This window comes from Fibrobacter sp., from assembly GCA_012523595.1.
GTDB lineage: Bacteria > Fibrobacterota > Chitinivibrionia > Chitinivibrionales > Chitinispirillaceae > JAAYIG01.
Window position 1 is genome coordinate 26,697 of sequence record JAAYIG010000222.1, and the last position, 21,739, is coordinate 48,435.

Genomic DNA, 21,739 nt, shown 5'->3' on the forward strand with positions numbered 1-21,739 from the left:
ATTCATTTGTAAAGGTCACAAAAAAACACTCTGTTAATTATGGAAATTACAGATCAATCCAGTAGATATTGATAAATTTTTCCATCATGTCGTCAATATGATAAACCTGGTTATCCAAGTATTTTTTTGTTTCTGTGAGAATGCCTCCGCATTTTTCTATAGTTCTGGCAGAGGGCAGGTTATCTGAAAAACACCCCAGCATCACCTTTTTGATGCCCAGAGATTTTGCGTATAATAATCCCATTCTTAATATTTCTGTTCCGTAACCCTTTTTCCTTTCACATGGACGAACCGAAAAGCCGATATGGCCGCCATACTGAGCTAAAAACTCATTATTCAGATTGTGACGGATATCGATCATCCCCACAATTTTCTGATCATGTTTTCTGACAGCAAAAAAAGTGGTTGCAGGCACCCAATTGGAATCAGCAGTACTTGATTGCCGGTTTTTTGTGTTAATCTCCAGCCATTGCCCGTATTCCATCTGATCAAACAGTGCGCTTCCGTTAATGACAGTCTCACCATTTTTTAAAAATTCATCCTTGAAATCATTGGCTGCCGCTTTATGCTCTAAAGCCGGTAACTGTAATTCTAACATATCCATAATGAATTTCTTAATCTTATATCTGATGAACTGGAATACTTATGTAATGAATTTAGTATCTCTTTTTACTATAGTAAATTCATCAATTCTTCTCTAATCATCTTAATCAGTCTAATCAGCTTAATCAGTGGTCCCCTTTCCACCGCCAGTTAACCTTCCTCTCATCGAGGTAATCCTCCAGTTCCTTCACATTCGTAAACAATTTCCGGTAGGGCTTCATCTCTGTTTTCCGTTCACAGATCTCGTCTTCTGCCGGGTATTCCCTGCAGATTCTGGGGCGGTTAGGGTAGTCTGAGCAGCGGTTCCCTTTGATATTGATACAATCGGTGCGGAACTCAAGCAGCCAGTCTCCGTCAAGGTCGATAGAGATCCAGATATTTTTGTGGAGCAAATACCAGCGGAGCTGATCGTAATCCCTCTTGCAGACCGGTTTATCGATTGTCAGGGCCACATGACGGCAGCAGAATGCATCACATCCCCCGCAATCCTTGACAATTTTTGACTTTGTCCTTCTTTTGATGGTATTTACCTGTTTTCCATGCATATCTTTTGAATCCTCTTTATCATTTTCTCGTGATGACTTCCTTCCCAGTAAATCCTGCCGCAACTTGCACATCTGGCAAATTTGTTAAAATACTTTACTGTTTTTTCCTCCAGTAAGCTTTCTATCTCCTGTTTCTGTACCGGTTCCAGTTTCCCGTTGCATTCCATGCAGATTGTAAACGGATGTTTCCTTTTACAAAGACCGAATCTCCCTGCCACCTCCCTTAACTGCTCCTGCGGCTCAAAGGATCTGACATAGTAACCATGAGATACAAGACGGTATTTCAGCAAGCCTCTATCTCTGGTGAGGATAATTCTATTCTGTTCATGCGCAAGAGTAACTATCTCCCTGTCGGCAAAATCGTTTCTGTACAGGGAATCAAAGCCCATCATCCGTAAATAATGCGTCAGTTTGCCAAGGTGTACATCTAGGATAAACGCGGGGTTTTGCGGAATCGGGGGCTGAAGATGAATTAAAGGGGTAACATTAGGAAAGCAGGAGAAAGGAAATGCCTCGATACTCTCCCCATCGCGCAGTTTTTTTGAAAAGTCCACCGACACCCCATCCACCAGCAGAACATCTATTTCCGGGTGAGGAATCCCTGAGGATTCTATTACGTCCTTTATTGAAGCACCTTCATCAAAGAACAGTATACGACAGGGATCTTTCCGTTTCCGGGGCAGAAAATCAGTAAGTTCGCCATGAAGGCAGAGTCTGGCGCTGCTTCTCATTTTTTTCACCATCCAGACCCCAAAATACAAACGGCGGTAAACCGACAAAACGAATAAAGCGAGGCGACTTATGAGGGAACACTCTCTGTCCACCCTTTCCCCCCCTTAATCCCCCTTAATAAAGGGGGCGGGGATTCTTCACAACAGAACGGATACAAGCGGCGCATTATTTGCAGAAGAATTCAAAGAGAGGCAAAAAATAGGCCGGATTTCAGAGATTCCTCCCCAAAAGAGAGAATTCTGCCTTCCGGTATTCTGTTTCCCGGAAAAATGGGAGGAATTGATGGAAAACCAGGATAGCTTTCATAACTACTTTGAAGATGCATTGAAGATCCACGCGATCTGTGCTGATATAGATCTGAATGAAAATGATGCCCGCCTGTTGACCTACATGCACGCCAAGGCCTCAGAGAGTGGAAAAGGGATCGAGTACTTTTTAAACCCTGCTGCCGAGGATTCTGAGGCGCTGGAGATCATGCTTGGATGCTGCAAGAAAACTATCAGGCTGCCGGCTGTGATGAGCCTGGATGAGAAGGGGCAGGAGGCACTGGAACTGATACTGACAATAGCCGATAAAATCTCCAATCTCGATACCCTGCTGGCAAGAGAGTGCGGTCTTGAGAACCGTCTCTCCGGGGAACTGCGTATAAGGCTGAAACTTTACCAGGATGAGGCTTTTCGTGATAAGATGATCGAGATTTACAAAAGCAAGATCCAGCCCATGCTTCCATTTTACGACAAGGAAAAAATCGAACGCGCGTTCTCAAATCTCAGGGCACAGCAGCAGAAAAAAGAAGAGGAACTCAAGGAGATAATGGCAAGTATCAACCATGATTTACGTGATTAAAGGATTTTCTGATTATTAAACAGAGAAAAAGACTTTATTATCCAGGCTGCTCTTTAAGCTCCTCAAGATAGGACGCCAGTTTACCGGAATCGGAAAAAAGAAGTTTTTGGGAATCTAAAAGCAACCTCCCCAGATCTACTTGGTAGACATCCCAGGCCCCTGCCCTGATCTCCTCTTCAAGCTGCCCCGGTCCCCACCCCGAGTAGCCGAGAAACAGATGTGTCGATGAGGGATCAGTCTCGATCATCTGAATAATACTCTCCCAATTCCCGCCCATGTAAACCCGAGGCTTTATCGCAAAAGCCCCCTCCATCGGCTCATCTGTAACCTGCACTACCTGAAGCTGCTCCTGCTGGACCGGGCCCCCGATAAAAATCTCCCTCTTAAGATCCAGCCCCTTGAAACCATCAAAGATCTCAGAAAGAGGCATGTAGGATGGACGGTTGAGGACAAGCCCGTATGCACCCTCTTTGCTGTGAAGGCAAATAAGCACTGTGCTGGATTCAAAATTGGGGTCCTGAAGAATATCCCTGGCAAGAAGCACAGCACCCTGGGAAAGCCTGCTGACCCTCTCTTCTGCTGCTAAATCTCCGGTCTGGCCCGGAAAAAACTGATTCATACATTAAAAATACTATCGGGAAACACCTTTTTCACTACCCTGTAATTCAAACCTGCAGCCATTTCTTTCATGTAACTACGGACGATTTTATTGCCCGGACAAAAGCTTTCAACTATCTTTTCCCTTTTTAACCTGGATTTTATACCGCTTACATTTCTTCTGCAAACGTTATGAAAACAGAGCGCTTTACAGTTCACTACAGCATTGATGCCCCGGATATAAATACCGCTGAGCAGATCGCAAGCGATATCACAGTTGAACAAACGGTGGAAATTCCCTTTGTTTGTATTCCTCAAAAACATTTCGAAGAGGGCCTGATCGGGAGAATTGAATCCCTGGAAGCTGGAGAAAAGTGTTACCATGCCGGCATAAGTTTCCGCAGTGACATTACTTCATTTCAGGTAACTCAATTCCTCAATGTTCTTTACGGAAACATCTCACTTAAAACCGGTATTAAGGTTGTGGATATTACATTTTCCCCCTCTTTCTACTCCCGTTTCAGGGGGCCGGCACTGGGTATCAAAGGACTGCGGAAACTTACCGGCATTTACAACCGTCCTCTTGCCTGTACAGCTCTGAAGCCGATGGGTTTGTCAATTGACGGACTGGTATCGATGGCGGAGAGCTTTACTGCGGGAGGAATCGATCTGATCAAGGATGACCACGGGATTACAGACCAGGAGTTTCATTGCTTTGAGGAACGGGTTACGCACTGCGCTGATGCTGTGGAGAGAGTAAACAGTTCCACCGGCGGAAACACGCTCTACTTTCCGTGTGTGAGCGGAACCTTTGACACAGTAGAAAGGCAGGTACAGTTTGCTGTGTCCAGAGGTATCAAAGGGATCCTCATAGCGCCCATGCTTTCCGGTCCGGACACAGTCCGTTACCTCTCCGAAAAGTACCGGATAACAATCATGGCCCACCCCGCCTTCACCGGCTCCTTCTTTGCCAACAGACTCAGCGGTATCGCTCCATCTGTACTTCTGGGAAAAGTTTTCCGCCTAATCGGTGCAGATATCTCTGTTTTTCCCAACTGGGGAGGGAGATTCCCTCTTAGTAAAGATGATTGTACGGGTATTGCAGAAGCATTAAGGGAGGAGTCCGGATGGAGAGGAGCATTTCCCTGCCCTGCGGGCGGAATGAATCTAAGCAGACTCCCGGAGATGATCAGTGTATACGGGAAAGAAACAGTTCTTCTGATTGGAGGCGCGCTGATGCAGGATAACAGAGGGATAGAGAAGAGCACATCCGATTTTATGGAGAGAATCAGAAATATCCGGTAATTTTTACATCTCAGAAGCCATGTGTTCTCTAGGGATCGAACTTCTGATCAGTTCATCACCGGTATCAATAAATCTCTTCAGATCACCACCTTTCACTACCCTCTCTCCATATTCATCAACGAATCCGTTCAACCCCCGTCTGTGCATCTCCTGGTTTGACGCCACAATGCAGGCACCCTGATATGAGAGTTTTTTCAGTTCATCATCGAAAGCCTGATTACCCCTGCACACAGGCACAAAGGATCCGTACTCAAAAGTGTTGCATCCTGTACCGAATGTAACACAGAAACCTTTCTGATGAAAATAAAGGGCATACTCTTTCATCAGGTCAATTGACATCCGATGCGGGATGAATTCTATGGCGTAAATTCCCATTTCTGTGAGTCTTCTGGCCAGACCTGAAACCGATTTTTCACACTCTGTAAGCCCCGCCTTCTCATCAGCCTGCATCAGGTAGCAAGGGATACCCCCGGCTTCAAGAATTATCCTTTTAGCCTCCTGCACACAAAGTAACCCTTCATGCTTTTTCTCTACAAAGGCAACTTTTCCGTTTACAAGGAGCCTTTTGTGTATCTCATTCTGCATCGCTACCGCGTCGGAGGTATCGGCTGAAAAAGAGGTATCGTTAAAGAGCCTCTTGAAAGCAATATGGAGTTTCAGGGGATCACTCCATTTCCGGATCAGAGTCATGTAAAGAGCTCTGGCAATGTGACGGCCCCGCACAGAGTTTCTGGCATACAGCCTGCGAATTTCATTATAGGTCAGGTCAATATCCAGACCCTGAACTCTAAGGTATTCATTAAGAAGCGAGAGCACCTTCCAGATCCTGTCCTGGGTTCCTTTCCAGATGGAACTCATCAGGTTTCTGGTATCAGTGGAAAGAGAGGGATTCCTGTTAAGGCCTTTGCCGCAGAGATAGATTTTTCCGGGATAATAGAGATCATTCCAGCGATACCCCCTCATCTGGTCATCGATGGAGAGTGTCTCAAATTCCACATTGAAGAGGGGAAAGATGCCCTGTCCCTGACAAGCCGCTTCAAACTCATCGAACCCATCCATGGTTCCGGTGTCACTTATTCCCAGAACCGAAATCATCTCCTCTCTGGCAGATTTTACAACCTGCTCAATTGAGTCAAATGAACTGAAGGAGTAAGGGGAGTTGATGTGTGTATTGACACTCAGCACGCTGGACCCTGATTTACTTGATTAAGGGATTACCTGGCATTAACCAGGAAAAGGATTCTTTTTTCTATAAAAGAACTGAAAGACTAAAAAGAAAAGATATAATCTGCCCCTTATCATGGGAAATACTTGTTGGCAGAGTCAGATTATAGGGATCCCTGGCACTCGAATAGTATTTTAACATTTCACAGCAGAACTCAACTGTTTCCCGGGACAGGAAATGTTTCCTCTTCGCGATGAAAACCCGACACTGAGAGCCTCATTAGTAACTTATCTGATAATCCTTGTAAATATTCTTGTCTGGGTATTCATTCAGGGGATGGGTTCCGAACCATCCCTGATCAACTCAGTCTGTAAACTGGGTCTTATTCCGGGAGAACTTCTTGGCAAGGTAAGTGAAGGACACAGGGTTCCCCTTGGTCGTAATCTGGTATGTATTCTTGATGGTAAAGCTGACTGGTACACACTTGTCAGCCACATGTTTGCTCATGGTGGCTGGTTTCATATTATTGGCAATCTCTGGTTTCTTGCGATTTTCGGGGACAATGTCGAAGATTCCATGGGACGCATAAAATTCCTGTTCTTTTATCTTCTTTGCGGACTGGCTGCAGCAGCCACTCAGATCTGGACAAATCCCTCTAGCACAATACCCATGGTGGGCGCATCAGGAGCTATCGGCGGGGTAATGGGAGCATACGCGGTTCTTTATCCAAGAAGTCCTGTGCACATGCTGGTAATTTTCGGTATTTTTATCGACCGGGTAATAGTACCGGCTTACTTTATGCTGGCATACTGGTTTCTAATCCAGCTTCTTAGCGCTATTCCGACACTTGGGGGAGCCGAGGGAGGAGTGGCGTTCTGGGCACATGTGGGCGGTTTTTTGGCAGGAGTAATTCTTATTCCATTTTTCAAAGACAAAAAGAGAGTAGAAGCACACAGAAAGGTGGTTTTCCGGCGCTGGGGCAGATAATTTCCTCAGGAAGTTACTTCCGCTTTTCTGTACCTGCCTCTTTGCCTCTATGTCTCCTTTACACAATTATTTACCGCCACAAATAAAACCGTCAAATTCATCATACACCTCTACTCTGCCTGCCTGATCAATACCCTGTCTCCGATTTATTCGTTGGCGTTTCCCTTTAAAACACTTATTTTAGTCCTTTGCTAAAACTAATTCCAGAAGGAGGCACTTATCTCCACTGCAACTTCCAGACCGCGTGACATTCAGGCGATTATAAGTTCTCTGAACCGCTATCCATCAAAGATGCCAAAGGATGACTTTTATCCGGTTGCCTATTATTATATGTACCTTTCCAGGACAATGGACTGCAGATTCAAAGAGCTCTTCAGGAAAGGACATGTAAAGGGAACCGTTATTCTCTGCAATGGAAATGAAGCCACAGCTGTCGGGGCTGCAATGCCTTTCCGTCCGGGTAAAGATATCATATCAATATTACACCGGGATCTTGGAGCCCACCTTGTATCCGGGGCTTCTCCTTTTTCCCTGATGTGTCAATACATGGCCAATGAAAAGAGTCCCACTCACGGCAGAGAGGGAAATGTTCATCATGGTGATGCCGCAAACAGACGGTTTCCCATGATAAGTCATCTTGGCAGCATGCTTGCCCCTGCGGTTGGAGGAGTATGGGCAGCAAGAAGAAACGGAGAGGATGTATTCGGCTTAACCACTATTGGTGATGGGGGCAGCAGCACCGGAGAATTTCATGAATCCCTGAACCTGGCATCTGTACAGAGAGTTCCCATTCTCTTTGTCATCGAAAACAATCATTACGCATTTTCCACTCCGACATGCCTCCAGTACAACTGCACTCAGCTCTCTGACAGGGCGAAAGCTTACGGCATAGAGGGAAAGACAATTGACGGAACAGATGCCTGGGAAGTTTACAATGCGGTTTTTGACTTCCTGGAGGGAATGAAAGAGGATTCTCTTCCAAGAATTCTTGAATGCATGACACTGCGTCTGGAGGGTCATGCGGTTTACGATAATGCGGAATATGTCACCGATGAGGAGCGTCAGGAGTGGTTAAAGAGGGACCCTCTAAAAAAGGCTCGTTTATCTCTGCTTCAGTGCGGGTATACAGAAAAAGATGTCCTATCGCTCGAAGAGAGTATCGAGAAGGAATTGGAGAGTGTAATCGAAGATGCACTGGCTACTCCGCGTCCCAGTGTATCTACACAGAACTTTGATGTTTACGCTCCGGAAACCGTATCAAAAGTAAAACCTTTCAGGATGCCGAATGCGCGCAACCTGAACGCGGTAAATGCAGCTCTTGAATACCTGCTTTCCGAAAACAAAAACGCCTTTATCTGTGGACAGGATATCGGTAAATACGGTTCTGCTTTTAAAACCTGTAAAGGTCTGATTGACAAATTCGGACCTGAAAGGATAATAAACACACCTATCTGCGAGTCTGCAACTGCCGGTTTTTGCCTCGGCGCCTCCCAGACCGGATCTCTGCCTGTGATGGAGTTTCAATTTGCCGATTTCTCCACAGAAGCGGTCACTCAACTGGGGTTCAATGCAGGCACCTGGTTTTTCAGAGCGGGAGTTCCTGCACCGATTCTCTTCCGCTTGCCCTGTGGAGGTGGAATCACCCTGGGAGCATTCCATTCCGGAGAATTTGACGGGCTCTGGACCAGATTTCCCGGGTTAAAGATATTTTACCCTGTAACACCTCAGGAAACCTTCGAAGCTCTTCTGGCGGGATTCTATGATCCAAATCCATGTATCGTTCTGGAACACAAACTTCTTTACTGGGGGCGGCAGGAAGAGATCTCTTTCGATGGTGATCTTGGAAAAATCGCCCGTCCCAGAAAGTACACTGAAGGATCGCAGTTAACAGTAGTTGCCCTGGGAGCGATGGCTGAATCTGCTGCTTCTGTCGTGAAAAATCATAATTATTCCGCTGAGGTATGGAATCCATTTATATTAAAACCTTCGGTTCTTGATCCCATAATCGAATCGGTAAACAATACCGGTAAACTACTGGTTGTACAGGAGAGCGGTTCCACGGCAGGCCTGGGGGACAGGATAATATCTATTATCTGCAGAGAATGTTTTTCAAATCTGAAATGCGCACCGGCTCTGTTGAGCGCACCTGACATGCCGGTCCCTTTTGCAAAAGAACTGGAAAGCATTTATATTCCTAGTCAAGAAAAGATTCGTGAAAGTATAGAATCGATGATTGGAGAGAGGTGTGAATAGAGTGCCATTTAAAACGGTGCTGTACCTGCCATCTCAGGCAGCAGCGGAAACGGAAGCCACTGTCACAAGGTGGCATGTAAAACCGGGAGAGAATTTTAACAAGGGCCAGATATTTGCCGAGGTGGAGAGCGCAAAGTCCACATTCGAATTCGAAGCTCCTTGTGATGGCAAAGTCATCTCCATCCTCTGCCAGGAAGGTAACTCAACATCCTTTGATTCTCCCGTCATTGAAATAGAAACCAGCGACACATCACTGAAAAAAACCATTCCCACCGCAGGAAACAAGGCTCCGGAATTTCCCCAGATGGAAATCACGGCTGTCGAGAAGCTGCATGAACCGCAGATACGCACAATCTCCATGCTGGGTATAGGAACCTATCTTCCTGAAAGGATTGTAGCCAACAGTGAAATCCTGGTCGATCATCCGGACATCACTGAGGATTATATCTTTGGAGTAACCGGCATAAGGGAGCGCCGCTGGGCAAAGAAGGATGAAAAGCCCTCTGATATGGCCTATGCAGCATCACTGCAGGCAATCCGGAATTCAAATCTCACTCCTCAGGAGATAGATGCTATCGTAGTGTCAACTACCACTCCTGATGTAATGATGCCATCGACAGCCTGCATACTGCAGGGAAAACTGGGAATAAGAGGCGTGCCGTCATTCGACATAAACGCTGCATGCTCAGGATGGCTCTACGGGATTTCTGTAGCTAAAGGACTGATATTATCCGGAATGGCACAGAACGTCCTCGTTACAGCAGTTGACATGCAATCAAGACTTCTCGATAAAAAAGACAGAAACACCTACTTTCTCTTCGGTGATGGAGCCGGAGCAACGGTAATTTCAGGCAACCAGCCCGGACACACAATTAAGTGTGAAATTCTCACCGCCGATGCCGGCGGACTGCACATGGCCAGAAGAGAATACAAAGGCTACGAGGTACCTGCAAATACCACAGATTCCGACCCCTGGATCCGCCTTGACGGAAAGGCGCTGTTCAGGTTTGCAACCGAAAGCTTCTCATCACTGGTCAGGGAACTGATCATAAAGAGTGGATGGCAGCCTTCGGACATACGATGGATCGTACCGCATCAGGCCAACAGCAGAATCCTTAAAGCTGCGGCACAGAGAAGCGGCGTCCCATTCGACAGATTCTATCTGAATATCGACAGAGTCGGAAATACATCAAGTGCAAGTATCCCGATTGCCCTTTCTGAAATAGAGCGCGGACTGCAGAAAAACGACAAAATCATCTTCTGCACAGTCGGCGCGGGAATCACCGCCGGCGGTTTGTCAGTCGAGTGGTGATCAGTTTACATAGTTTTTTCCGCTGTCACTGTTTATCCGGATCGGCTCCATGCTGAACACGACCGGATAAACGGTTTTTATTCTTTTCTTTCCTGAACCAGTTTTCTCGTGTGTAAAAAGTACTCTCTCAGGACCAACATTAAAGAGAGAAGAAAACATGGAAACCTCAACCGGGGAAGATTTACCCTCTCTGCAGGCACCTTCGAGTGCTGCCGGACACAGGATGCGGCTGCTGGAGCGCTTCATATCCTCCGGTATCACCGCTTTTCACCCCCATGAAATACTGGAACTGCTGTTAACCTATGCTATTCCCAGGCAGGATACAAAGACTCTGGCCAAAGCCCTTATCTCAAGATTCAGAAGTATCGGTGGAGTGATAAACGCATCACCTGAGGAGCTCATCGAGGTAAAAGGAATCACCCGCCGAACCGCATTCCTCTTCCCTCTCCTTAAGGACATCATGGGAATCTGTCTCAGGGAGAGATACGAAAAGCAGGAGATCATTTCTCACAGGAGAGATGTTGAGGAGTATCTGAGGTTTTATTTCGGGCAGCGCAGAGATGAGTATGTTGCTTCTCTTTTTCTTGATAATGCCAACCACATCATCAAAACAGAAATCGTTTCTGAGGGTATTGTTAATCAGTGTGCTGTTTACCCCCGGGCCATAGTGGAGAAGGCACTTGGCTGCGGAGCCGCATCTGTGCTTCTTGCCCACAACCATCCTGGCGGCGGACTCAATCCCTCCGAAGCCGACTGGCTTCTGACCGAAAGGATTTTTCAAATTGGCAAACTGCTGGAATTACCGCTTCTTGACCATATAATTATCTCCAGCAATAAGGTAGTCAGCCTCAGAGACCTGCCCCGCTGGCCTCATTGAAATATTAACAAATACAAGCATTTTCAGGTACTCAATAAGCGCGCTGCCAGAGTGAGCCGGAAACAGACCCCGATATAATCTTTTCTTTGCAGGTTTTCGATTCCGATACCGATTCCGATACCGATTCCGATACCGATGCCGATACCGATGCCGGTTTAAGATAGATATTACAAAACACTGTTCAATAGTGTATTTTCTTCTCATGCATCCGTGTTTCCGTTTTCACAGTTTCTCAATAGCTTTACTTTACATCTTGCTACTGATCTCCCAGTCATTCGCTGGAAAAATTGTTGGGAATGTGAAAAATGCCCAGACCGGAAAGCCTCTCTCCGGAGTGATGGTTGAAATAGAGGGCAGTGATATTTCTACGCTCACAGATTCCACCGGTTTCTTCAGGTTTGAATCGGTTCCCTCAGGCTCCTTCAACCTCCTCTTTTTTCATGAAAAATCTGAGCCTTTGTCAATAACCGATATCTTTGTGCCAGGTGATGGAGAGAAGAGGATTGACGCAGAGATGAATCCGGTTATTGCCAATCTGGAGAAGATGGTTGTGACCGGGCATGCATTTCGCCGCGCTCCTGACATGTCATCATCCACAAAGATGATGAACTTTGATGAAATCCTGCGCTCTCCCGGAGCACTGGTTGACGTTCAGAGAGCTGTTCAGGACCTCCCCAGCGTCTCATCGGCTGCAGATAATACCAACGAGATCATTGTCAGAGGGGGAAATCCGGGAGAAAACCTTCTTATAATGGATAATATTGAAATTCCCAATCCAAATCATTTTGCAGACCAGGGTTCCGGAGGCGGTGTCATCTCCCTTATCAATCCTCTTCTTGTAAAAGGCCTCACCTTTAACGCCGGAGCACCCCCGGCCCAGTACGGAGGGAAAGCGTCATCGGTATTGGATGTCAAGCTACGGGAAGGGAACGATAAAATTGTGCTTGGAGGAGTGGACCTGGGGATGGCAGGAGTGGGATTTCATGCAGAAGGTCCTCTCTGGAGAGGTGCCAATTTCATGGCTTCTGCCACAAAAAGCTACCTCGACCTCTTCTCAAAATTTGCCGATGCTACAGCGATTCCTGAATACTGGGGTTTACAGGGGAAAGTCGCACAGAATATCGGCAGCCAGAAACTTTACGCCAACTTCATATATGGTGACAACGCAATAGAGATCGCGGATGCCAGCGGGCAGATAGGTACCGACGGGGATGAGATCGAGGCCGGAGGAAAGGTTTATGCAGCAGGTGTAAGCTGGGAGGGAAACTGGGGGGAAAGATTCTCGACACTGGTAACACTCTCAGGAACCGGAAACAGTTTTGAAAGGCTTGAATACTCAATTAACCCCGATGACACCCGTGATACATTCTTTACCAATACATCGATGGAACAGGAACAGACCATCAAGGTACAGGGTTCACTCGATCTGCCCAGAAACACCCGGATTCAGGCCGGAATTCTGGCCAGACGATGCGATTTTGATATCGATATCTGGGAGCGTCCCGACACTATCAACGACTCTGTATACCACAGAGCAGCGAAATCCGGCCAGATCGCTTACAAGTACGGTGGATTTATCTCCGGGATTTTCTATCCTCTCGATCAGCTGAGATTCATTCCCGGTATACGCGTCGATGGGTTTACATACAATCAAAACCGCTATATCTCTCCCAGATTGGGACTTGTATATTCTTTCCCCTCAGGAATAGATCTGACCGGTTCTTTCGGGATACAATATCAGGACCCGGACTACGCCGATCTTGTGGCAACGAAACAGAACAAAAATCTCAAGCCACGGAAAGCCACCACAGGTATCCTGGGTGCAGAGTATCTACTTAAGAAGATTTCCGCCAAAACGGTGGTTGAGACATACTATAAGCAATATGATGATCTTCCGGTGGAAGAAGCACTGATGACCCCGGACAGCCTCGATAAATCAGACGTTCTCCTCTCGGTGGGTAAAGGCAGAAGTTATGGAATAGAGTTTTTCATCCAGAAAAAATTGACACGCAATTTCTTCTTCACTGCTGCCTACTCACTCTCCAGGTCTGAATACCTTGACCCCAGACCAGGCCGGGAAAACCAGTGGTACCGTGGTGACTTTGACTTCCGCAATGCCCTGACTGTTACCGGCGGCTGTAAAATCGATCTTATAGAGAAAGAATGGTATAAAAAGGTCCATGATTCCTGGTGGCTCATCGCCCTCTCCCCTGTCATCCCCATCGCAGACCGGGTCGAGCTTTCGGCAAAATGGAGATACCTCGGAGGACGCCCCAGAACTCAGCCTGTCTGGAACAAAGAATACGAGCGATGGGTGTTAAATCAGCATGACCTGAACTCTTCACAATACCCTGATTACCACAGGCTGGATCTGCGATTTGAGCGGCGCTACGGCTTTGGATTTCTGCATATGATTTACTATTTTGATCTTCAGAATATTTATAACAAGAAAAATATCTGGAACTACATGTATTCTAACCATCACGCAAGTGAAACACCCATTTATCAATTTCAGTTTTTTCCGGCAGGAGGGGTGATCATTGGATTTTAAACCTGAATATTCATGGGAATTTTTATCACAAGATGAGATACAGGCAAAAACGCTGCGGGCATTGCGTAACCATATCAGACACGCTAAGGAAGTATCTACTTACTACAAAGAAATGTTGTGGGACATTGCACCTGAGGACATAAAATCTTTCGAGGATTTTCAGCGTGTCCCCTTTACAGGAAAAACTTCCCTTGCTGAACACAATTCCCGTTTTCTGGGATGTGATCCCGGATCGGTCGTGGAGACAGTTGTAACAAGCGGTTCTACCGGAAAACCGGTTCATTTCGCACTTACATCAAATGATCTGGAACGGCTCGCTTTTAACGAAGCGCTCTCATTCCACAGCATCGGGATTCATCCCGGCGACACTGCTCAGATCCTTGTCAGCCTCGACAGGCTCTTTATCGCCGGAATGGCCTACTACAGAGGATTGACACTGCTTGGAGCCAATACCATGCGTATCGGCGTGCTGCCAATTGAGATGCAGAAACACTATATCGAGACATTCTCACCAACAGTTCTGATAGGTGTGCCTTCTTTTATCAAAAAACTTGGGCTTGAGCTTTCCAAAACCTCTTTCGATACAGTAAACAGCTCGGTGAAGAAAATTATCTGCATCGGTGAATCTCTGCGCACCCAGGACATGGAGCTTAACTCCGTCGGCAGATCCATTCAGGAAATTTGGGGAGCAAAGGTATTTTCCACCTACGCTTCCACAGAGATGTCCGTTTCCTACTGCGAATGCTCGGAACAACTGGGCGGTCATGCTCACCCGGAACTGGTTTACACAGAGATTGTCGATGAATCGGGGAAACCAGTTCCTGATGGTACTCCGGGAGAGCTGGTAGCTACCCCTCTGGGGATAGAAGGGATGCCGCTGATCAGATACAGAACCGGAGATATCACATTCTCTATCACGCAACCCTGTACCTGCGGGAGAAATTCGATACGTATCGGTCCGATCCTGGGACGTAAATCACAGATGATAAAACTGAAAGGGACCACGGTGTATCCGCTGGCCATCACAAATGCCCTGGATGAGATCGAGGAGATTAAAGACTATATCATTATTCTTGAGAATGATGATTCCCTCTCGGACAGGGTGGCTATTCATGTGGCTACAACACCGGCTTCGGTCGAGAAAATTTCCAACCGGCTCAGAGCTGTTGCAAGGGTAAATTTTCCGGTTCTGGTTTCAAATATCGCTACCATTCAATCACTTCGCGGCGCATCACGCAAGAAGATACGCATACTTGACTGGCGCCAGCAGGTCCTTGGCAAATCGACGAGCCTTAAATGAAAGATACCCTGGAGTCATTACGGACTGTCGTCATAGTCCCAACCTACAATAATGTCCTCACTGTCTCCGGTGTTATCGCCGGCATTAAAAAGCATGTACGGGATATTATAGTTGTCAATGACGGTTCCACGGATGGCACAGCAGAGATTCTCCGTAGTGAAGAGGGAATATCCCTGATAGAGTTTCCCTCCAACCGCGGCAAGGGAGCTGCTTTGAAAGAAGCATTCAAGTTCGCTGTGGAAAAAGGATTTACACATGCTATAACCGTAGATGCTGACGGACAGCACATAAACGATGACATCCCGCTTTTTCTGCAGGCAATTGAAAGAGAACCTGGAACTCTCTGGATCGGCGATCGCATCACTCCAGTTGAAGGCGGGCTGCCTCAACCGGCAAAATCCCGGTTCGGACGACGGTTCGGCGCATTCTGGTACAAGTTCTATACCGGTATTTATATCCGGGACACACAATCAGGATTCAGGGCCTATCCTCTGAGGGAGATCTCCTCTATCAACTGCAGAGGTGAACGTTATGAATATGAAATCGAGATCCTGATCTGCACCGCCTGGAGACACATACCTGTCAAGAGTATCCCGGTTCACATTCTCTATCATGAAGAAAGAGTGTCGCATTTTCACCCTGTGCGGGACTTTATGCGCATAAGTAAAATCAACTCCAGGGCGGCAATCTCCAGAATTTTCTTTCCCCGGAAATACCTTGAATCCGGAGGTCTGGAGATAAGAGAAAAAATTCTTTCCCTGATTGTCAATGAGTTACGCTCGAATGCCACTCCGTCCAGAGCCGCGTTTTCCCTTGCATTCGGAGTATTCATGGGAGTAACTCCCATTCATGGTTTCCAGGTGATAACACTTCTTGCCCTGGCCATAGTACTCCGCCTCAATAAACCACTTGCCATGCTGGGAGTAAGTGTATCCTCTGCACCACTGCTTCCATTCTGGATCGCCGCCGGTATCTGGACAGGAAAAGTGATACTTCCCCAAAACCTCTTATCACCTGCATTATCTCTAATCAGATTACCGCAGGACAGCGCATTGCTGATCGGCTTTATTCATTTTGTAATCGGAAGTTTTGTGCTGGCAGTAGTCTGCGGTATAGCGGTGTTTTTCATCAGCCTGCCTGTCTTCCGCTCAATCCGCGGAAGAAGAAAGTTCCTGTTGAGAAGTCCCTTTGTAAAGGCTGTTGAAAGTATCCCTGAGAAGTGACATTATGGAGACAGCATTCCTGTATTCATCCTTGCTGTCTTTTTCCAGAAGACAATAGCAGTAGTCATAGAGGTAAAAAAGACCCTGCGAGAGATCATCGTCGATTACAAGCACCCTTTCCAGTTCCGCGAGAATATTCTGAGCACGGTCAAGAAGAAGCCTGTCTGCCGGAGAATCGGTTTCTACGACTTTCTGTATGAGGTTAACGCACTTTTCATGGAGCATGCAGATCACTCTGGAATTGGAAGCTGTCTGGATCTGCATGCTGGCGTATTTCCTGGCAGTATTGTAAAGAGAATTCATACCGGGAGTAAGGTCTCAGGCATCAGCCCAAAAGCCCCATAATGTGATTCTGGGTAATCTGATTGAATCTGCTGAACGCCTTTATTCCACCCTCCTGAAGTAATCTTTCTCTGGTTAACTCCGCAAGGCCTGCCGCCATATCCTGGTCACGTAAAACCGATTCTGCAGCCTGGGTATTAACCATTGCTACAGAAAGGTTATTGATAGCGGATTCCAGCCTGTTGAATGCCGCCCCTACAGTACTCCTCTGCGCATTGACCGAATTCAGAGCATTGTCGATTGCTGAAATCGCAGCTTCAGCATCACTGGATGTAGCAATCGATGTTAAAGCCAGATCCTGAGCAGCAGCTCCGAAATTCACCTCCGGAAAGGTTATCTGGTCACTTATCTCAGGCCCAGCCTGGATAATCGCATCGCCTGATGCCAGTTCCTCTCCGCCGCTTACCCCTTGTCTGTTGAACTGAGCTGATGTGGAAATACGGTTGATTTCGGCTGTAATCTGCTGATACTCGACATCTAAAGTCTGCCTGTCCTTGTCGGTCAGAGTATCATTGCGGGCTTGAATCGCCAGATTTCTTTGACGTTGAAGCAGACTGGAGATCTGCGTTGCGGCACCATCGGCAATGTTGAGAGCAGACATGGAGTCCTCCACATTGCGCGAAGCCATCTTGAAGCCTCTGATACGGGTATCGAGTTGCTCGGCTATTGCCAACCCCGCCGCATCATCACTTGCCCGGTTAATCTTTTTGGCAGTGGAAAGTCGCTCCAGAATCTTCTTGAGTTCCCTGCTTGTTTTCTTCAGCACCCGTTCGGTACTGCGCCCATTTACGGCAAACTGCGGTCCTGTACCTTGGACTTGCATTGGACACCTCCCTGTAAAATTCTCTTAAAAAACAGCTTCCCCTTATATTTATCGGCAGATTTTTCTCAAACTTTAGCCTTTTTTGCAAATTTTATCCTGATTTTGAAAAAAATGCCATAGAGAAATGCCTTTAGGAGATCTTTTCGATGGGATTACAGGTATTACCTGCAATGCAGCAAGAATTGTACCGAGAGCTAAATCACAAATTCACCTTTGAGGTGAAATCGTGACTTAATCCCTTAAATCAAAAATTCACCTTCAAGATGATTTCCCACTCACTCACAAGCAATTCTTCTCTTAAGCAGCCCCTCGTATATCTCCTGGTCCCTCCCGGAAAAACAAGCAAATGTAATCCTGATCTTATTCCCGTTTTCTTTTATAAAAGAAGAACACGTATCTACCGCTATAACAGCCGCCCCTTCAGGCGGGTAACGGTAAATACCTGTACTGATACAGGGGAAAGCTATACTTTGACATTTATACTTCATGGCAAGGAGAAGTGAGTTTTTGTAACAACTCTCCAGTAACTGCGGTTCACCCTCAGCACCTCCTCTCCAGACCGGACCAACAGTATGGATTACATATTTTGAAGGCAAGTTATAAGCTGATGTTATCTTCGCGCTGCCCACATCACAGCCGCCCAGTTTCCTGCACTCCTCCAAAAGTTCCGGGCCTGCTGCACGATGAATCGCACCATCTACACCTCCTCCCCCAAGAAGGGTCCTGTTGGCGGCATTTACTATCGCATCAGTATCCAGTTTTGTTATGTCTGCCAGAACCACAGACATACCAGATATGCCTTCGTTCATGATTTTACCCCTTCCCTGTAATCTCTTTCTTCCTCTCCTTTTGCCTTATTCTCCTCCTGCTCTGCCAGCACTTCCCGCAATATCGCCCTTATCTCCTCTCTGCTTACAGAGTAGCCATCAAACTTCAGTGAAACCGGCTTGCTGGCCTCACCAAAGTAAACACTTGTATGCGGAACCGGGATCTCGATTCCCTTCTCGTCAAATCGCTTCTTTATAAGACGGTTCATCTCCCTCCCTACCACCCACTGCTTTATGGGGAGAGTCTTTACACGCGCTTTTATTATCACCGCTGAATCCGCAAACGAGTCCAACCCCAGGATCTCCAGAGGCTCAAGAATTCCCTCTTTACAGATTTTATTTTCCATCGCCTCTCTTCCGACCTCCTGAAGCACAGAGACCACCCTGTCGATATCCTCCTTAAGAGCAACTCTGATATTGAAAACATAATATGAAAATTTGTGTGTCATATTGGAAAGACTCGTGATAGAACCATTGGGGAATACATGCACCGTACCATCAAAGCTTCTAAGTACCGATGTGCGGAGATTGACCTGTTCCACAAGCCCCGCCGTGCCGTTAATGATGGCTACATCTCCCACCCTTATGCGGTTCTCAAAGATGACAAACAGTCCGCTTATCACATCACGCACCAGATTCTGTGCCCCGAAACCAATAGCCACACCTACTACGCCAAGTCCGGTCAGAAGCGCTTTTATGTCAAAACCCAGTTCATCTATTATCATCATCGCTGCTATCAACAGAGCAGATATCAGAACGATTCTCTTGAAAATACTGCCCAAAGTAGAAACCCGCTTCTCTACCTCCATAGGGCTGCTTTTATCCGATGAAATCATCCTTGTCGCAGCCTCTTTCTGAAACTTCATTATTATGATGTTAAGCACCTGAACCGCTGCGAAGGCAATGGCAATGATAGTAATGATGTGAATTGCTGTTCGCCAAAAGGGGAGATCGGTTTTAAAGATGTACATGAAGTCTGTTCCCCAGATATTGACAAGGCCAAACAAACCCGACAGCAGAATCAGGCAGTGCCCTCCCTTCCCAAGAATCTGTCTGGCACGGACATCATAAATACCCAGGTAAGGATTGCCTGAGATAAATGAGGTGATTCTCCTGTAAATAAAATTCCAGATAAACAGCGAAACTGCTATCCCTGAAAACAGAATCAGTGTTTTTACTGTTGACTGAAGAAGATATGAATAGAGTTTTTGCTTGTTAAATATTGAGGCTGTACTGAGTGCTGCCATGAGTAAAAACAGGACTAGGTAGAACCTGGAGAGAATAAACTTCACAGTTGAACCGGTTTTGGAAGAGAGAAAACCATGCCTGAGGGCATAATCTACTACAGATGATGAACAGGCTTTTCTGAATTTGTATATAAATGCCGGGATCAGGATTGTTATTGTAATCAAATAGAGATTGAAAAGTACGGAAGAGAGAGTCTTCCATTGAAGTATCAGAAATAGATTATATGCGATATAGACAAAAAGAGAATAGCGCAGGGAAAAGACAGCTCCTCCTGTAAAGACCGTACTGGTGGAGTCACTCCAAGGGATAACCCGGAACCGGGGAAAACGGGGAGATAAGAGTAACTGGATCAGTGCAACCGATAAACCGTAAATGGCTGCAGCCGCTGCAAATTTCATCAGCAGTGATGATACCGGCTCACCCCAGGGAATCACCAGTAAACACAATACGCCCACAGCCAGAGAAAACGGGAATGATACCCTGCTGAAAAATACGTAACCCGCCCGGCAAGCCGTCCGGAATTTCCAGGCTCTTTACCCGACAGAGTCTTGAGAAATCTTCCGGTTTTCCACAGCAGGATGCCGCATGCTACAGCAGCTCCTATGCAAATTGCCACCATTATAAGCAGAGAAAAAAACCTTTCCCGGTAATCATCATCACCAAGCCTCACTTTAAACTCTGCGAAACTATTCGAAAGTGAGGTAATCTCTCTTTTTGAATTGTCAATACTCTCATTGAGTTTGTGAACCAGATTATCCCTGATCCGGAATAAATTTATAGATAAGAGTTCCCTCCTGTTCTTTTCTTTTTCCGCTTTATCAATGGAACTCTGGAACCCGCTGACAGAAGTCACAACACCGGGAATAGCACTTTTCTGCTGACTTTCTGCTGCTGCGGGAAGAGAATCTCTTTTCAGTTCAAGGCTGTCCTGAGAAAAAGAGAAGGAAAAAGCTGCTACGATGATTAAAGGCAAAACCGGAGCTGAAAAATTCATCAATAACTCCAAATCGGGAAAAGGGGTCAGTATCGGTACTGCGAAACAAAGGTCCAGCAGGAAATAATTAAAATAAATATATTGGCGACATAAATGCCGTGTAGATTGCGGCGGCGGCATAAATGCCACCACAACGAAAGAGAACCCCGGTGAACCGGGATGGAATAGCCCGGTTCACCGGGCTTTATTTGGCTAGAGGCGGCATTGATGCCGCCGACCGACGATCACGCCGCTGCTTTGTGCCATCCCGTCTCCGATACCCATGTCTCAAAAGTCTTCAGGCCCGGATACAGTTTACGACATTGAGCAATATCCGCTGAAAATCCCTGAATATTGAGCCAGTCAAAAAGCATGGCGAAATCAGCACCCTGCTCTCTGACTTTGTCAATATCTGTCTGCTGAAACTCCACTTTCCTGCCTGTGCTTCTGCTCAGGATTTCAGCCATCTGGTTACCGGTGATCTCATCACCAGCAATCTCCAGCGCTTCTCCCATAAATTTATCGGGATCCTTAAAAGCAAGCGCCACTAATGCCCCGATATCATCGACACAGATAAGCTGCAGGGGCATCTCAGAGTCAAGTGCCATTGGAAGCACTCCATTGTACACTGAATCCCTGATCTCAGGCTCAAGCAGATTATCCATAAAGAAAACCGGTCTGAAAATTGTATAGTTCAATCCAAGTTTTCGAATATGCTCCTCTATCTCCCATTTACTGTCAATAAAAGGAACACCCGGCTGCAGATCAGCTGCCCCATAACTGCTGTACACAAAGTGCTTTACTCCAGCACTCTTTGCGGCATCTGCCAGGGCTTTCCCTTCCTTTATCTCCCGATCCACCCCGTTGTCAAGCGGCTGCTGCACGCTGAATACACCATAAACCCCCTTCAGAGCTTCATCGAGTGTTGATGGCACATCGAAGTCACCCTTAACCACCTCTACCCCGGAATTCTCGAGCGCACGCGCCTCAGCATGATCAGGATGTCTGGTCAATGCCCGCACCTTCCATCCATCAGCCAGAAGATGCTTTACCACGGCTCCCCCCTGTTTTCCGGTAGCACCTGTCACAAGTATAATCTTGTCTGCAGTTTCCATAATGCGCACTCCTTATGCAGTACTGCCATTCCGTTTAATCTGTCAGCGCAATCTCAATTGCACATTTGAGGTATCTGAAAAAATTACGGGGAGTCCTGTCTTTATGTTGCCCGGG

Annotated in this window: 21 protein-coding genes; 9 read left to right on the top strand and 12 right to left on the bottom strand. The window is 46.6% G+C overall.

What is annotated here, in order from left to right; all coding sequences use genetic code 11:
- Positions 1–46 precede the first annotated feature (46 nt).
- The 3 genes from GX089_15620 to GX089_15630 all read right to left on the bottom strand — a co-directional run bounded on the left by GX089_15620 (position 47) and on the right by GX089_15630 (position 1,891).
- Positions 47–604 carry a GNAT family N-acetyltransferase gene (locus GX089_15620; protein NLP03922.1) on the bottom strand — a complete coding sequence of 186 codons (558 nt, stop codon included), beginning with the start codon at positions 602–604 and terminating at the stop codon, positions 47–49.
- 124 nt (positions 605–728) lie between these two features.
- Entirely contained in the window at positions 729–1,148 is a 420-nt protein-coding gene (locus GX089_15625; GenBank protein ID NLP03923.1) for a hypothetical protein, read from the bottom strand.
- Positions 1,130–1,891 (bottom strand): twitching motility protein PilT, encoded by a 762-nt coding sequence (locus GX089_15630; GenBank protein ID NLP03924.1) that lies wholly within the window; start codon positions 1,889–1,891, stop codon positions 1,130–1,132. Before GX089_15630 ends, GX089_15625 begins: the two co-directional genes overlap by 19 nt.
- 271 nt (positions 1,892–2,162) lie before the next feature.
- On the opposite strand from GX089_15630, the gene GX089_15635 reads away from it, so the two are divergent.
- Positions 2,163–2,726, top strand: a complete 564-nt coding sequence (locus tag GX089_15635) for a hypothetical protein (protein NLP03925.1) — start codon at positions 2,163–2,165, stop codon at positions 2,724–2,726.
- 37 nt (positions 2,727–2,763) lie between these two features.
- On the opposite strand, the gene GX089_15640 is transcribed toward GX089_15635, so the two are convergent.
- On the bottom strand, positions 2,764–3,345 hold the full coding sequence (locus GX089_15640) for a YqgE/AlgH family protein (protein ID NLP03926.1): 582 nt from the start codon (positions 3,343–3,345) through the stop codon (positions 2,764–2,766).
- Between the two features lie 170 nt (positions 3,346–3,515).
- On the opposite strand from GX089_15640, the gene GX089_15645 reads away from it, so the two are divergent.
- Positions 3,516–4,628: a ribulose 1,5-bisphosphate carboxylase large subunit gene (locus GX089_15645; GenBank protein ID NLP03927.1), complete on the top strand. Its 1,113-nt coding sequence runs from the start codon at positions 3,516–3,518 to the stop codon at positions 4,626–4,628.
- Positions 4,629–4,631: 3 nt separating this feature from the next.
- Here GX089_15645 and GX089_15650 read toward each other — a convergent pair whose 3' ends face one another.
- Positions 4,632–5,813, bottom strand: coding sequence for a PHP domain-containing protein (locus GX089_15650; GenBank protein ID NLP03928.1), 1,182 nt, complete (start codon positions 5,811–5,813; stop codon positions 4,632–4,634).
- 217 nt (positions 5,814–6,030) lie between these two features.
- On the opposite strand from GX089_15650, the gene GX089_15655 reads away from it, so the two are divergent.
- The 3 genes from GX089_15655 (at position 6,031) to GX089_15665 (ending at position 10,345) form a co-directional block, all read left to right on the top strand.
- Positions 6,031–6,780, top strand: coding sequence for a rhomboid family intramembrane serine protease (locus tag GX089_15655; GenBank protein NLP03929.1), 750 nt, complete (start codon positions 6,031–6,033; stop codon positions 6,778–6,780).
- A 348-nt stretch (positions 6,781–7,128) separates the two neighbouring features.
- Positions 7,129–9,033, top strand: a complete 1,905-nt coding sequence (locus GX089_15660; protein NLP03930.1) for a transketolase — start codon at positions 7,129–7,131, stop codon at positions 9,031–9,033.
- Complete coding sequence (locus tag GX089_15665) at positions 9,026–10,345, top strand: beta-ketoacyl-ACP synthase 3 (GenBank protein ID NLP03931.1); 1,320 nt, start codon at positions 9,026–9,028, stop codon at positions 10,343–10,345. Before GX089_15660 ends, GX089_15665 begins: the two co-directional genes overlap by 8 nt.
- On the opposite strand, the gene GX089_15670 is transcribed toward GX089_15665, so the two are convergent.
- On the bottom strand, positions 10,346–10,591 hold the full coding sequence (locus GX089_15670) for a hypothetical protein (protein ID NLP03932.1): 246 nt from the start codon (positions 10,589–10,591) through the stop codon (positions 10,346–10,348).
- On the opposite strand from GX089_15670, the gene radC reads away from it, so the two are divergent.
- The 4 genes from radC (at position 10,569) to GX089_15690 (ending at position 16,296) form a co-directional block, all read left to right on the top strand.
- Entirely contained in the window at positions 10,569–11,222 is a 654-nt protein-coding gene (gene radC / locus GX089_15675) for a DNA repair protein RadC (protein ID NLP03933.1), read from the top strand. The genes GX089_15670 and radC overlap by 23 nt on opposite strands.
- 298 nt (positions 11,223–11,520) lie before the next feature.
- Positions 11,521–13,773: a TonB-dependent receptor gene (locus tag GX089_15680; protein NLP03934.1), complete on the top strand. Its 2,253-nt coding sequence runs from the start codon at positions 11,521–11,523 to the stop codon at positions 13,771–13,773.
- Positions 13,763–15,073 (top strand): phenylacetate--CoA ligase, encoded by a 1,311-nt coding sequence (locus GX089_15685; GenBank protein ID NLP03935.1) that lies wholly within the window; start codon positions 13,763–13,765, stop codon positions 15,071–15,073. Before GX089_15680 ends, GX089_15685 begins: the two co-directional genes overlap by 11 nt.
- Positions 15,070–16,296 carry a DUF2062 domain-containing protein gene (locus GX089_15690; GenBank protein NLP03936.1) on the top strand — a complete coding sequence of 409 codons (1,227 nt, stop codon included), beginning with the start codon at positions 15,070–15,072 and terminating at the stop codon, positions 16,294–16,296. The genes GX089_15685 and GX089_15690 overlap by 4 nt, the downstream gene beginning before the upstream one ends.
- On the opposite strand, the gene GX089_15695 is transcribed toward GX089_15690, so the two are convergent.
- The 6 genes from GX089_15695 to GX089_15720 all read right to left on the bottom strand — a co-directional run bounded on the left by GX089_15695 (position 16,222) and on the right by GX089_15720 (position 21,624).
- Entirely contained in the window at positions 16,222–16,599 is a 378-nt protein-coding gene (locus GX089_15695; GenBank protein ID NLP03937.1) for a flagellar protein FliS, read from the bottom strand. The two genes, GX089_15690 and GX089_15695, sit on opposite strands and share 75 nt — an antisense overlap.
- 22 nt (positions 16,600–16,621) lie before the next feature.
- Positions 16,622–17,461 carry a flagellin gene (locus GX089_15700; protein NLP03938.1) on the bottom strand — a complete coding sequence of 280 codons (840 nt, stop codon included), beginning with the start codon at positions 17,459–17,461 and terminating at the stop codon, positions 16,622–16,624.
- Between the two features lie 275 nt (positions 17,462–17,736).
- Entirely contained in the window at positions 17,737–18,258 is a 522-nt protein-coding gene (locus GX089_15705) for an O-acetyl-ADP-ribose deacetylase (protein NLP03939.1), read from the bottom strand.
- Positions 18,259–18,266: 8 nt separating this feature from the next.
- Positions 18,267–19,934 carry a mechanosensitive ion channel family protein gene (locus GX089_15710; GenBank protein NLP03940.1) on the bottom strand — a complete coding sequence of 556 codons (1,668 nt, stop codon included), beginning with the start codon at positions 19,932–19,934 and terminating at the stop codon, positions 18,267–18,269.
- 32 nt (positions 19,935–19,966) lie between these two features.
- Positions 19,967–20,530: a hypothetical protein gene (locus tag GX089_15715; GenBank protein ID NLP03941.1), complete on the bottom strand. Its 564-nt coding sequence runs from the start codon at positions 20,528–20,530 to the stop codon at positions 19,967–19,969.
- A 224-nt stretch (positions 20,531–20,754) separates the two neighbouring features.
- Complete coding sequence (locus tag GX089_15720; GenBank protein NLP03942.1) at positions 20,755–21,624, bottom strand: NmrA/HSCARG family protein; 870 nt, start codon at positions 21,622–21,624, stop codon at positions 20,755–20,757.
- Positions 21,625–21,739 lie beyond the last annotated feature (115 nt).